The sequence below is a fragment of the Pseudomonas sp. GW821-FHT09D08 genome (assembly GCF_059416305.1).
Window position 1 is genome coordinate 62,785 of sequence record NZ_JBWKOX010000002.1, and the last position, 13,042, is coordinate 75,826.

General features: G+C 61.5%; 12 protein-coding genes. 5 read left to right on the forward strand and 7 right to left on the reverse strand.

What is annotated here, in order from left to right; all coding sequences use genetic code 11:
- Window positions 1–29: 29 nt before the first annotated feature.
- Window positions 30–239: a cold shock domain-containing protein gene (locus AC07OP_RS03230; RefSeq protein ID WP_017529713.1), complete on the reverse strand. Its 210-nt coding sequence runs from the start codon at window positions 237–239 to the stop codon at window positions 30–32.
- Window positions 240–419: 180 nt separating this feature from the next.
- On the opposite strand from AC07OP_RS03230, the gene plsB reads away from it, so the two are divergent.
- Genes plsB through AC07OP_RS03245 form a run of 3 tightly spaced genes read left to right on the forward strand, consistent with a single transcriptional unit; the run spans window position 420 to window position 4,089 of the window.
- A complete protein-coding gene (gene plsB, locus AC07OP_RS03235; RefSeq protein ID WP_495100966.1) occupies window positions 420–2,924 on the forward strand; it encodes a glycerol-3-phosphate 1-O-acyltransferase PlsB in 2,505 nt (834 codons plus the stop codon).
- 51 nt (window positions 2,925–2,975) lie between these two features.
- The gene (locus AC07OP_RS03240) at window positions 2,976–3,377 is read left to right on the forward strand and encodes a YbaY family lipoprotein (protein ID WP_027604494.1); all 402 of its coding nucleotides are present in this window, start codon (window positions 2,976–2,978) and stop codon (window positions 3,375–3,377) included.
- A 22-nt stretch (window positions 3,378–3,399) separates the two neighbouring features.
- Window positions 3,400–4,089: a DUF4197 domain-containing protein gene (locus tag AC07OP_RS03245; protein WP_495100965.1), complete on the forward strand. Its 690-nt coding sequence runs from the start codon at window positions 3,400–3,402 to the stop codon at window positions 4,087–4,089.
- Window positions 4,090–4,468: 379 nt separating this feature from the next.
- On the opposite strand, the gene AC07OP_RS03250 is transcribed toward AC07OP_RS03245, so the two are convergent.
- From AC07OP_RS03250 to AC07OP_RS03260, 3 genes are read right to left on the reverse strand one after another with little or no spacing between them, the layout of a single operon-like run.
- Window positions 4,469–5,062 carry a LysE family translocator gene (locus AC07OP_RS03250; RefSeq protein WP_495100964.1) on the reverse strand — a complete coding sequence of 198 codons (594 nt, stop codon included), beginning with the start codon at window positions 5,060–5,062 and terminating at the stop codon, window positions 4,469–4,471.
- 2 nt (window positions 5,063–5,064) lie between these two features.
- On the reverse strand, window positions 5,065–8,130 hold the full coding sequence (locus tag AC07OP_RS03255) for an efflux RND transporter permease subunit (protein ID WP_141156909.1): 3,066 nt from the start codon (window positions 8,128–8,130) through the stop codon (window positions 5,065–5,067).
- 6 nt (window positions 8,131–8,136) lie between these two features.
- A complete protein-coding gene (locus AC07OP_RS03260; RefSeq protein WP_115485748.1) occupies window positions 8,137–9,237 on the reverse strand; it encodes an efflux RND transporter periplasmic adaptor subunit in 1,101 nt (366 codons plus the stop codon).
- 93 nt (window positions 9,238–9,330) lie between these two features.
- On the opposite strand from AC07OP_RS03260, the gene AC07OP_RS03265 reads away from it, so the two are divergent.
- Window positions 9,331–9,984 (forward strand): TetR/AcrR family transcriptional regulator, encoded by a 654-nt coding sequence (locus AC07OP_RS03265; RefSeq protein WP_495100963.1) that lies wholly within the window; start codon window positions 9,331–9,333, stop codon window positions 9,982–9,984.
- An 18-nt stretch (window positions 9,985–10,002) separates the two neighbouring features.
- On the opposite strand, the gene AC07OP_RS03270 is transcribed toward AC07OP_RS03265, so the two are convergent.
- Window positions 10,003–10,785 carry a class I SAM-dependent methyltransferase gene (locus AC07OP_RS03270; RefSeq protein WP_495100962.1) on the reverse strand — a complete coding sequence of 261 codons (783 nt, stop codon included), beginning with the start codon at window positions 10,783–10,785 and terminating at the stop codon, window positions 10,003–10,005.
- 96 nt (window positions 10,786–10,881) lie between these two features.
- Here AC07OP_RS03270 and AC07OP_RS03275 point away from each other — a divergent pair, with 96 nt between their 5' ends.
- Window positions 10,882–11,502, forward strand: a complete 621-nt coding sequence (locus tag AC07OP_RS03275) for an energy transducer TonB (RefSeq protein ID WP_495100961.1) — start codon at window positions 10,882–10,884, stop codon at window positions 11,500–11,502.
- Here the strand turns inward: AC07OP_RS03275 and AC07OP_RS03280 are convergent.
- Together AC07OP_RS03280 and AC07OP_RS03285 are read right to left on the reverse strand one after the other, a co-directional pair.
- Entirely contained in the window at window positions 11,499–12,197 is a 699-nt protein-coding gene (locus AC07OP_RS03280; RefSeq protein ID WP_495100960.1) for an extensin-like domain-containing protein, read from the reverse strand. The two genes, AC07OP_RS03275 and AC07OP_RS03280, sit on opposite strands and share 4 nt — an antisense overlap.
- Before the next feature lie 3 nt (window positions 12,198–12,200).
- Window positions 12,201–13,028: an isocitrate lyase/PEP mutase family protein gene (locus AC07OP_RS03285; protein WP_495100959.1), complete on the reverse strand. Its 828-nt coding sequence runs from the start codon at window positions 13,026–13,028 to the stop codon at window positions 12,201–12,203.
- Window positions 13,029–13,042: the final 14 nt, after the last annotated feature.

Below are 13,042 nucleotides of genomic sequence, written 5' to 3' on the forward strand. Positions count from 1 at the left end.
CATGGGTTCTGCGGTGTAACAAATCCGCATTACAAACCGACCACATCCTCCGCCTGCAACCCCTTCTCGCCGCTTACCACGGCGTATTCCACCTGCTGGCCCTCGGCCAACGAACGGTGGCCGTCGCCGCGAATGGCGCGGTAGTGCACAAACACATCCTTGCCATCTTCACGCTGGATGAAGCCATAGCCCTTGGCGTCGTTGAACCACTTCACATTGCCTGTCTCGCGCGTTGCCATCTGTTCACTCCCACTTGATTGTTATTGTTGAGCCGATCGCGTTGAACTGCCGAGTATAAGACAGGCTCAAAAACGATCAACTCAAGTTTACATCGCTGCTTTTTTGCCGATTTTCGGCGAATACGGCACACTACCCGCCCGAGCGCCTGCTCGGTTTTTCCCACTTGAAGCAGCTCGCCTATGACCCGCTCCCCGTTCCGCCGTCTGGTGTTTGGCACCTTGCGCCGACTGTTGTACCTCTGGGTTCGCTCGGAGACGATCAACCAGTCGTCCCTTACCCTCAACCTGGACCGCAGCCGGCCGGTGTTTTACGTCCTGCAATCGCCCTCCCTCACCGAATTGGCCGTGGTCGATGCCGAGTGCACCAAGGCCGGCCTGCCGCGCCCGGTACTGCCGGTATCGGTAGGCCCGCTGATGGAACCCGCGGCGTTCTTCTACCTCACGCCCGAGCCGGACTGGCTGGGGCGCCAGGACAAGCGCGGCGCGCCGCCGACCCTGACCCGCCTGGTCAACACCCTCAGCGAACACGCCGAAGAGAATGCACAAATCATTCCGGTCAGCGTGTTCTGGGGGCAAACCCCTGCGAGCGAGTCCAGCCCGTGGAAGCTGCTGTTTGCCGACAGTTGGGCGGTCACTGGGCGTCTACGCCGGTTGTTGAGCATCCTGATCCTGGGGCGCAAGACCCGCGTGCAATTCTCCGCGCCCATCAACCTGCGTGAATTGATCGAGCACAATAAAGGCCACGAACGCACCGTGCGCATGGCCCAACGTATCCTGCGCGTGCACTTTCGTAACCTGAAGACGGCGGTGATCGGCCCCGATTTGTCCCACCGGCGCAATCTGGTGAAAGGCCTGGTCAACATGCCGCTGGTGCGCCAGGCCATCCTTGACGAAGCCGAGCGGGAAAAAATCAGCCCGGAAAAAGCCAAGGCCCTGGCCCTGCGCTACGGCAACGAGATCGCCTCGGACTACACCTACACCGCGATCCGCTTCCTGGAAGTGGTGTTGAGCTGGTTCTGGAACAAGATCTACGACGGCATCAAGGTCAATAACATCGAGGGCGTGCAACAGGTTGCCCAGGGCTACGAGGTGATTTATGTGCCTTGCCACCGCAGCCATATCGACTACCTGCTGCTGTCCTACCTGCTGTTCAAGAACGGCCTGACCCCACCGCATATCGCCGCCGGCATCAACCTGAACATGCCGGTAATCGGCAGCCTGTTGCGCCGTGGCGGTGCGTTTTTCATGCGCCGCACCTTCAAGGGCAACCCGCTGTACACCTCGGTGTTCAACGAATACCTGCACACCTTGTTCACCAAGGGCTTCCCGGTGGAGTACTTCGTCGAAGGCGGACGCTCGCGCACCGGGCGCATGCTGCAGCCTAAGACCGGGATGCTGGCGATTACGCTGCGCAGTTTCCTGCGCTCCTCGCGCATGCCGATCGTGTTCGTGCCGGTGTATATCGGCTATGAGCGCGTGCTCGAAGGCCGCACCTACCTCGGCGAACTGCGGGGTGCGAGCAAGAAGAAAGAGTCGATCTTCGATATTTTCAAAGTGGTCGGCGCGCTCAAGCAGCGCTTTGGCCAGGTCGCGGTCAACTTCGGCGAGCCGATCAAGCTGGCCGAGTTCCTCGACGCCGAGCAACCGGACTGGCGCAGCCAGGAACTGGGCCCGAACTACAAACCGGCCTGGCTCAACGAAACCACCAACCGCCTCGGCGAACAGGTGGCCCGCCACCTGAACGAAGCCGCCGCCGTGAACCCGGTGAATCTGGTGGCCCTGGCGCTGCTGTCCACCACGCGCCTGGCCCTGGATGAACAGGCCATGGCCCGCCAGTTGGACCTGTACCTGGCGCTGCTGCGCCGCGTGCCTTATTCGCCCCACACCACCTTGCCCGAAGGCGACGGCCTGGCGCTGATCAAGCACGTCAAGGACATGGACCTGCTGTCGGAACAGAGCGATGCCCTGGGCAAAATTCTGTACCTGGACGAGCAGAACGCCGTCCTGATGACCTACTACCGCAACAATGTGCTGCATATCTTCGCCCTGCCGGCGCTGCTGGCCAGCTTCTTCCAGAGCAGCTCGCGGATGAGCCGCGAGCAGATCCTGCGCTATACCCACGCGCTGTACCCGTACCTGCAATCGGAGCTGTTTATCCGCTGGTCGCTGGAAGAGCTGGATGCGGTGGTCGATCAATGGCTGGACGCGTTCGTCGAACAGGGCCTGCTGCGCTTCGAAAACAATGTGTTCCTGCGCCCTGCACCAAGCTCGCGGCACTTCGTGCTGCTGACCCTGCTGTCCAAGACCATCGCCCAGACCCTGCAACGCTTCTACATGGCGATCTCGCTGCTGCTCAACAGCGGCCAGAACAGCATCAGCGCCGAAGAACTGGAAGACCTGTGCACGATCATGGCCCAGCGCCTGTCGATCCTGCATGGCCTCAACGCCCCGGAATTCTTCGACAAGAGCCTTTTCCGACATTTCATCCAGACCTTGCTGGAGCAAGATGTGCTGCGCCGCGACGAGGCCGGCAAGTTGAGCTACCACGACCTGCTCGGCGAACTGGCCGAAGGTGCGGCCAAGCGCGTGTTGCCCGCGGAGATTCGCCTGTCGATCCGCCAGGTGGCCTTGCACCGTGTGGATGGCGCGGCCGAAGCGCCGGTGGAAGCGGAAGAAACACGCTAGATTGAACAAGGCGCCAGTTGGATGCTGGCGCCGTTGAAAAGGAGCTGCACCATGAAAAAGATCATTCTCCTGGGCCTCACCGCCCTGCTCGGAGCCTGCCAATCCATGCATCCAGCGCCCAAGGCCAGCCTCGACGGCGAAGTGTTCTACCTGCAACGCATTGCCCTGCCGCCCGCTGCCACCTTGAGCGTGAGCCTCCAGGACGTGTCCCTGGCGGATGCGCCCGCAGTGACGTTGGCCGAGCAGAAAGGCCCGGTCAAAGGCCAGGTGCCGCTGCCGTTTCACCTGACCTACGACCCCGCACAGGTCAAGCCAGGCCACAGTTATTCGGTGAGCGCTCGCATCGAACTGGATGGCAAGCTACTGTTTATCACCACCGAACGGCACACGGTGCAGCTCAACGGCCAGGATCCACAGCCGCTGCGCGTGCGCGTGAACGCCGTAGCACCCTGAACTCGAACATAAGGAAGCGCCCATGCTCCGCAAATCCCTTCGCCTCACTGCCCTGTGTGCCGGCCTGCTGCTCGGCGCCAACGCCATGGCCCTGGACCTCAGTAGCCTGTCCCAGGGCGACGCCAGCGGCGGCCTCAAGGACGCCCTGACCCAAGGCGCACAGATCGCCGTGAAACAACTGGGTGTACCCGGTGGTTTCAGCAACAACCCTGAAGTGAAGATCGGCCTGCCGGGCAAGCTGGGCAAAGTCGCCGACAAGCTGAAAATGTTCGGCATGGGTGACCAGGTCACGCAGTTGGAAGACAGCATGAACAAAGCCGCTGAAACCGCCGTGACCCAGGCCCAGCCGATTCTGGTCAATGCAGTGAAGAACATGAGCGTGACCGACGCCAAGGGCATCCTCAGCGGCGGCCAGGACTCCGCCACCCAGTACCTGAACAAGAGCAGTCGCGAACAGATCCGCGCCAAGTTCCTGCCGATCGTCAAGGCCGCCACCGACAAGGTGGGCGTGGCCCAGCAGTACAACGCCCTCGCAGGCAAGGCCGCCGCGTTTGGCGCCGTGGATGCCAAGAGCGCCAACGTGGAAAACTACGTGACCGAACAGGCGCTGGATGGTTTGTTCAAGATGATTGCGCAGCAGGAAGAGACGATTCGCAAGAACCCGGCGGCGGCGGCCACCAGTCTGGCGAAGAAGGTGTTTGGCACACTCTGACTAATGGCTGGACCACCTCACCCCCTACAAAAAACGCCCCGACTGTTTCGGGGCGTTTTAGTGTGAAAGCACTTAGTAGAGTCGGTGCGTTGGGAAGTAACCTGTTACTGGGCCATTAACCGTTGTGGTAGTCGTTGTTGTAACACTGTGGGGTGAAGGGTTAGGTCGAGCAGGTTCAGGCTCAGGTGGCCTACAGCACTGAGGACGACCAAACCCACCGAAAAGAAGCGGAAGAACGAGAGGGAAGAAAAGCACATTGAACTCCTTGCGTTTCAATCACTCCTGCTTCTACCCTACGCAGAAACAGGTACCTGCCAATCAGGTAACGTTAAGTGGCAATCACATAAGATTGGTTCCACACCCCCTGTAGGCGTCATCCCTACAGCAGGAGCGTCTCGACCAAGCGCCCCATCATGAGCGTGGCAAAGCCGCAGATGGCCACAGAGGTGACACGATTGATCTTCAAGGGGGTCAACCAGGTCTTCTGAAACCCTTCGAATTGGCTGCCGAGAATGATCCAGGCACAACCGACGGGTATCACCACCAAGGCAAGGGCGGTCATGAACCCCACGTAACCTTGCAGCGTGATAAAGGCGCCGGCCGGCGCGATGAACGACACGATCAACAGCCCCTTGGGGTTCATGACCGTCAACCAAAAGAAATACAGCCCGGAGAATCGATCCCTGTTCAGGTCGATGGCAGCACCTTTGCGCTGCCACAGGTTGTAGGAGACGTACAGCAAGTAACAGGCCGCGGCCAGTTGCGTCGCCTTCAATGCCCACGGCGAATACATCGCCAGGTAAACCAGCGCTACGCCCCACAGTGAGACCTGCAGCAAGTAAGCCAGGCACTCAATAAAGGCCAGTTTCCACGAAGCCCGGAACCCGAACAGCAACCCGGCACGAAACAGCAGGGTATTGGTCGGGCCGGGGGCGAGCAGCAGCAACATCAGGGCAGAAACAGTGGCCAGCATGATTACGCGACGTCCTTCCTCACTCGGAACCACGCAGCATACAGGGCCGGAAGGAACAATAGGGTCAACGCCGTCGCGACGATCAAGCCGCCCATGATCGCCACCGCCATCGGCCCGAAGAACACGCTGCGTGACAGCGGGATCATCGCCAGCACCGCCGCCAGGGCGGTCAGCACAATCGGGCGGAAACGCCGCACGGTGGCTTCGATAATTGCCTGCCACGGCGCCAGCCCGGCCTTGATGTCCTGTTCGATCTGGTCCACCAGGATCACCGAGTTGCGCATGATCATCCCCGACAGCGCGATGGTCCCGAGCATGGCCACGAAGCCGAAGGGCTGGCGGAACACCAGCAGAAACAGCGTCACGCCAATCAGGCCCAACGGCGCGGTCAGAAACACCATCGCCGTGCGTGAGAAGCTGCGCAGTTGCAGCATCAGCAAGGTCAGCACCACCACGATAAACAGCGGCACGCCAGCCTTCACCGAGTTCTGCCCGCGGGCGGAGTCTTCGACGGTGCCACCGACTTCCAGCAGGTAGCCATCCGGCAATTCGGCGCGCACACCCTCAAGGGTTGGCAGGATTTGCTGGACCAGCGTTGCCGGTTGTTCCTTGCCGTAGATATCGGCGCGCACGGTCACCGTCGGCAAGCGGTTGCGGTGCCAGATAATGCCCTCTTCAAAGCCGTATTCGAGGGTGGCGATCTGCGACAGGGCCACGCTTTTACCGTTGTCGGTCGGCACCGCCAGGCTGGGCAGCAGCGATAACTCGGTGCGCTCGTGGACGGTGCCGCGCAGGAGGATTTCGATCAACTCGTTGTCCTCCCGGTATTGACTGACGCTGGAACCGGTCAGTGAGCTTTGCAGGAATTTCGACAGGTTGGCGGTACTGACGCCGAGGGCGCGGGCGCGGTCCTGGTCGATATTGAGGTAGACGATCTTGCTCGGCTCTTCCCAGTCCAGGTGCACATTGACCACGTGGGTATTTTCGCGAACCTTGGCCGCGACCTTCCGTGCAAGGGCGCGGACTTCCTCGATGTGTTCTCCGGTTACGCGAAACTGCACCGGATAGCCGACAGGAGGGCCGTTTTCCAGGCGGGTAACCCGCGAGCGCAGGTCGGGGAATTGTTCGTTGAGGGTTTCGATCAGCCAGGTACGCAGGCTCTCGCGGCCCTCGATGGTCTTAGCCAACACCACGAACTGCGCAAAACTGGCCGCTGGCAGTTGCTGGTCCAGGGGCAGGTAGAAACGCGGCGAACCGGTGCCGACGTAGGCCACATAGTTATCAATGCCGGCGTGTTCCTTGAGCAAGGCTTCCAGGCGCTTGACCTGGTCGGCGGTATTGCTCAGGGAAGCGCCTTCAGCCAATTTCAGGTCGACCATCAGCTCCAGGCGGCCTGAGGCCGGGAAGAACTGTTGCGGCACAAAGCGAAACAACGCCACCGAGCCGATAAACAGTAGCAACGTCAGGACAATCACGGTTTTGCGCCGGCGCACGCACCACTCCACCAAACGTCTTACACGTTGGTAGAACGGCGTGCCGTAGGGATCCGGGCCATCGATGCCGTGTTTGGCCGCGTGAATCTTCGCCAGGTCCGGCAGGAGTTTTTCCCCCAGGTACGGCACAAATACCACGGCGGCGATCCATGAGGCGAGCAACGCGATCGTCACCACCTGGAAGATCGAGCGTGTGTATTCACCTGTGCTCGACTGCGCGGTGGCAATCGGCAGGAAACCGGCCGCCGTGATCAGCGTACCGGTGAGCATCGGGAAGGCGGTGCTGGTCCAGGCAAAACTGGCCGCCTTGAGCCGGTCGTAGCCCTGCTCCATTTTGATTGCCATCATTTCCACGGCAATGATCGCGTCATCCACCAGCAAGCCGAGGGCCAGCACCAACGCACCGAGGGAAATCTTGTGCAGGCCGATACCGAGGTAATACATGGTGGCAAAGGTCATTGCCAGCACCAGCGGTATCGCCAGGGCTACGACCATGCCAGTGCGTATGCCGAGGGAGAAGAAGCTCACCAGCAAGACAATCGCCAATGCCTCGGCCAACACCTGCACGAATTCGCCGACACCGGTTTTCACCGCTGCCGGTTGGTCTGACACCTTGCGCAGCTCCATGCCCGCCGGAAGGTTCTTTTGCAAACGTGCGAATTCGCCTTCGAGGGCCTTGCCCAGCACCAGGATATCGCCGCCATCACGCATGGCCACGGCCAGTCCGATAGCATCCGCCCCCATGTAACGCATGCGCGGTGCCGGTGGATCGTTGAAGCCACGGTGAATGTCGGCTACATCGCCAATCCGGAAGGTTCGATCAGCGACACGAATCGGAAAGTTGCGGATCTCTTCCACCGTCTTGAAGTTGCCCGACACGCGCAGTTGCACACGCTCGCTCGGGGTTTCAAAGAAGCCGGCAGTGGACACCGCGTTCTGCTCCTGCAACGCCTGCTGTACAGCGGCCAACGGCAGGCCAAGAGTGGCGAGCTTGAGGTTGGACAGCTCGATCCAGATCTTCTCATCCTGTAGGCCAAGTAACTCGACCTTGCCCACATCCGCCACCCGTTGCAGTTGAATCTGGATGCGGTCGGCGTAGTCCTTGAGCACGGCATAGTCGAAGCCGTCGCCGGTCAGGGCGTAGATATTGCCGAAGGTGGTACCGAACTCGTCGTTGAAAAACGGCCCCTGGATATCCGGCGGCAAGGTCTGCCGGATGTCGCTGATCTTCTTGCGCACCTGGTACCACAACTCAGGAATCTGCACAGAGTGCATGGAGTCGCGCGCAATGAAGGTGACGGTGGACTCACCCGGGCGAGAGAACGAGACAATGCGCTCGTATTCGCCGGTCTCCATCAGTTTTTTCTCGATACGCTCGGTGACCTGGCGCGAGACTTCCTGGGCCGTAGCGCCGGGCCAGTTGGTCTTGATCACCATGGCCTTGAAGGTAAACGGTGGATCTTCGCTTTGCCCCAGCTTGGTGTAGGACAAGGTGCCGACCACAGCCAGCAGGATCATCAGGAACAGTACGATCTGGCGGTTACGCAACGCCCATTCGGAAAGATTGAAAGCCATCGGGGACTACTCCTTGGCCGCCAGGTTCACTACACGGTTGGAGCCATCCACCGCGCGCACTTGCTGGCCCTCGTGGAGCACATGCACGCCGGCTGCGACCACCCAGTCGTTGGGGGTCAAGCCTTCCAGCACCGGTACGGTTTTTTCACCGAAGGCGCCAATGCGTACCGGTGTGCGCTTGAGGGTGTTGTCCGGCTGTACACGCCAGACGTAGGACGCACCGTTCTCCGCACTCAGGGCAGACAGCGGTACCGACAGCGGAACAACACCGTCGGCCTGTATGAATACGCGAGCGCTTTGCCCCAGTTCCGCCGGGACTTTGCCGCCGGTGAAGGCAACGCGAGCGGCGAAGGTGCGCGATTTTGGATCAGCCGCAGGCGACAGTTCACGGATGCGCCCGGTAAAACGCTGGCCCGGCTGGCTCCACAACTCCACCGCGACCGGTTGACCGATCTTGAAGCGACCAAACCCTTGTTCGGGCAGGCTGATGAGCACTTCGCGCTCGCCATCGGTAGCCAGGGTGAACACGGTCTGGCCAGCGGAGACCACTTGGCCGACTTCCACCGCGCGCTTGGCTACGACACCATCCTGGGGGGCGCGCAATACGGCGTAGCCAGCCTGGTTACTGGCCACGTCAAACTCGGCCTTGATCTGCTTGAGGCGCGCTTCGCCGGAACGGTAAAGGTTTTCGGAATTGTCGTACTGGGAACGGCTGACCATCTGGCGGTCCATCAGGGTCTTGTAGCGATCACGCTCAGCGCGCACCAGGCTCAGGTTGGCTTCGGCTGCGGCGACCTGGGCACGGGCGGCCTCCAGTTGCAGGCGCACATCCTGAGGGTCAAGTTCCGCCAGCGCCTGGTTGGTCTTGACCCGCTCGCCCTCCTCCACCAGACGCTTGCTGACTTTGCCACCGATGCGAAAGGCCAGGTCCGGCTCATAGCGAGCGCGGACTTCACCGGGGTAGCTGTCCGTCGACTGCGCCGAGGGTTGCGGCTGCACCACCATGGCCGGGCGGACGGTGGTCTGGACCGCTTCTTCATGGCCGCAGGCGGCCAACAGGAAGACCAGGCAGACAGGCAACGCAAAGGGCAGGAAAGTGCTGCGCATGCTGAAGGACCTTTCGCAAATGGAGCTAGGAATAATTATACTGGCCGGTATGTTATTAATACCAAACTCGCCAGTCCAGTATTAAAGGTGAAAATGTCCGACAATCGTGTAAGCACCAATAGCCCCGGGCGTCCCAAGGACATGGCAAAACGCCAGGCAATCCTCTCGGCAGCAAAAACCCTGTTCTTGAGCAATGGCTACGCCAGTACCAGCATGGATGCCGTGGCCCTTGAGGCCGGCGTGTCGAAGCTGACCGTCTACAGCCACTTCACCGACAAAGAAACCTTGTTCACCGCCGCCGTGGTGGCCAAGTGCGAGGAACAGTTACCGGTGATGTACTTCGAACTGCCCGAAGGCATGCCGGTGGAAACGGTATTGTTGAATATCGCGCGGGGGTTCCATCGGCTGATCAACAGTGAAGAGTCGGTAAACCTGCATCGCCTGATGATGACCACCGGCAATCAGGACGTGAAACTCTCCCAAATCTTCTTTGAAGCCGGGCCCATGCGCATGCTCCAGGGCATGGAGCGCCTGCTCGGCAAGATCGATCAGAGCGGCGCGCTGAGCATCGACAGACCGTTTACGGCGGCCGAGCACTTCTTCTGCCTGCTCAAGGGCACGGCGAACTTCTGCCTGCTGTATGGCTGCGGCGGGCAACCGAGTGATGAAGCCGCCGAAGCCCATGTGCAGGAGGTGGTGGGGTTGTTTATGCGGGCCTATAGGAGAGATGCAGTTGCAGGTGATTAGCTACAAACTGCTTGTGGCTTAAGACTTGAGCGCTTTCTTGGGATAAATGTCATACCGACTGGACTTGCCATCCAGCGCATGGCTCGGCTTGGGCCCCTCGATGCAAGGCGCCTTGCGCGGGCGCTTGACCACCACACGGTGGCTGGCCAGGGCCAGGGCGGCGGCCAGCAACGCCGGTGCGTCCGGATCATCCCCCACCAGCGGCCGGAACAGGCGCATTTCTTTCTTCACCAGGGCGGTTTTCTCACGGTGAGGGAACATCGGGTCGAGGTAGATCACCTGGGGCGGCTCCCCTTGCCAATTGAGCATCACGTCAATGGAGTTGCCCTTGAGCAGCTGCATGCGCGCCACGATGGGCGCCACGTCGAAATCCTCCGCGCCGCGTGCCAGGCCATCTTCCAGCAGGGCGCCAATCAGCGGTTGGCGCTCGATCAGGCTCATCTCGCAGCCCAGGCTGGCCAGCACGAACGCGTCCTTGCCCAGACCGGCCGTGGCGTCCAGCACACGGGGACGCACGCCTTGGGCAATGCCCACGGCCTTGGCGATCATCTGTCCGCTGCCGCCGCCATACAGCCGTCGGTGAGCGGCGCCGCCTTCGACGAAGTCCACCCGCACCGGCCCCGGCGCGTCGGGCCCCAGTTGTTGCAGTTGCAGGCCATGCTCGCCTACCTGCAGGGAAAAATCCGCCTCCGCAAGCTGTAAAGGCAAGCCGAGCTGTGCAGCCCACTGCTCGGCCCGGGCCTGGAAACCTTCGCCCAAGGCCTCGACCTGGATGCGGCTGGCCGCTGGTTGTTCGCTCATCAATCGCTACGCTCAAAAATATTAAGGATCGGCAAACAACGGCCGATAAAAACAACAGTCAGGTATTTTGCCAGAGCTGAGCGTCGACCGAGAAAAATGTCAGACATTCTCCCCCTAACCATCGGTGTACTGCCGACCCATAACCACTACGGCCTGCGCAATACCCAAGCGCTGGCCGGGGTGAGTCATGTGTGGCAGGACTTCTTCGCCCGGGCGCTGGCCGAACAGCTCGGTGAAACGCCGAACGCGCTCGCCGCCAAGGCGCCGGCACCGGCGGACCCGGCGGTAGAGCCCAGCGCCGGTGCCGACCTGTTGTCGCAGATCCTCACCCAGCGCGAGTGCGACGTCAAAGACACCGAGATCGCCCCACCTGAGCCACTGTTCCTGCCCATCGCCGAATTTGAAACCGAGTTGCTGCCACCGGCCGCCGAGCCGTTCCCACAGGATGAAATCGTCGCGCAGCAGCGCCAGCAGAATTTCGAAAGCGCTTGGGTTCGCCCCATCGTCCTGACTGCCGGCCAGCCATTGCCTGAGCCCGGCCCGGCGCCGGAACCACGGCCTTTGCACTTGCCGATTGCCGAGTTCGAACTGGACCTGTTGCCACCACCCGCCACGCCTTACCCGACCGAAGAATTGCTGGCGCAACAGAAGGCGCTGGACTTCGACTACCACTGGGCACGCCCGCTGATCACCCACAACCTGCGCCTGGCGGCCTAGCGACACACCCACCAACGCCCCATGTCCAGATGGAAATGGTTGCGGTGCGCGGCGTTGTAGTCCGGGCTCAACACCACATTGAAATCATCACAGGCGCCATCGCGCACCTGGCGCAGGAACCGCGCGCTGTCGCCCTCCCCGGACCAATCCTTGAGCACGCTGATACTGCGCCCATCCGCCAGGCGAAACCCGGCGATATCCAAGGCATTGGCCGACGCATGCTGGCTGAGCCGCCCTTCGGCACGGTTATACATGTTGCGACAGGCAAAGCTGCCCAGATGATCGACCCGTGTCACCGCCTGACCGAACACCGCCTGGGCTGCCGGTTGCAGGCTGTGGCGCTCGAACAGCGCGAACGCCACGGCCAACGGGCAACTGGCGAGAAAGCTGCTGCTTAATGCCACGTCTGCACCCTGCACGCGCAAGGTATTGCGCAGCGGACAGGCAGCGTCGGCGGGCGTGTCAGCCTGATGGCTGACACGCAAAGCAGAGGTTTTCAGCACTTGGTCGCACAGCTCGGGGTCATCCTGCAGGCGTCCCAGCTTGTAGCGGGTCAACAGGTTCGGGCTGGACCGTACGTCCAGCGGCGACCAGGGGTTCCATTCAGCCGGCAGCGGCAACCAGCCACGCCACACACCCACGGCAAATGCAGCACTGAGCACCAGCAGAGCACCCTGCAGTTTGAAAAAACGCACGGCTCAGTCCTTGAAGAACTGATTGGCCTGGCTGAAGGGCATCGAGCGCTCGGTAAAGCTGAAGGTGCCCAGCTCATAGACTTCCTGGGCCGCGCGGTAGAATTCACCATAGGCCGCCAGTGCCATGGCCGAGCCCACGCTGATGCGCTTTACCCCCATCGCGCTCAATTGCGCCACGCTGAGTTTCAGGGCGCCGGACATCAATACGTTCACCGGCTTTGGCGCCACGGCCTTGACCACCGCCAGCACATCCTCGGCACTGCGCAGGCCCGGCGCATAGAGCACGTCGGCGCCGGCTTCGGCGTAGGCCTGCAAGCGGCGAATAGTGTCGGGCAGATCCAGGCGACCATGCAGGAGGTTTTCCGCGCGGGCCGTCAGCGTGAAGGGGAATGGCAAGCTGCGGGCAGCGGCGACGGCGGCTTCCACGCGCTCTACGGAAAGGTCGAAGGGATAGATCGGGTCGACGGCAACGCCGGTGGCATCTTCGATAGAGCCCCCCACGATACCGCTGGCCGCCGCCCGCAAGATGGTTTCGGCACACCCTTCGGGGGTATCGCTGAAGCCGTTTTCCAGGTCGGCCGCCACCGGCAGCGCGGTGGCCTTGGCAATCATGCTGACATTGCGCAAGGTGTCTTCCAGGGACAACGCCCCTTCCGCGTCCGGGCGTCCCAGGCTGAACGCATAACCCGCGCTGGTCGTGGCCAGGGCTTCAAAGCCAAGGCTGGTGAGCATCACCGCAGAGCCGGCGTCCCACGGGTTTGGCATCACGAAGGCGCGGTCGCGCTCATGCAGGGCCTTGAAGGTTTCGGCGCGAAGGGTTTGGGCATCCATGACTGACTCCTGGC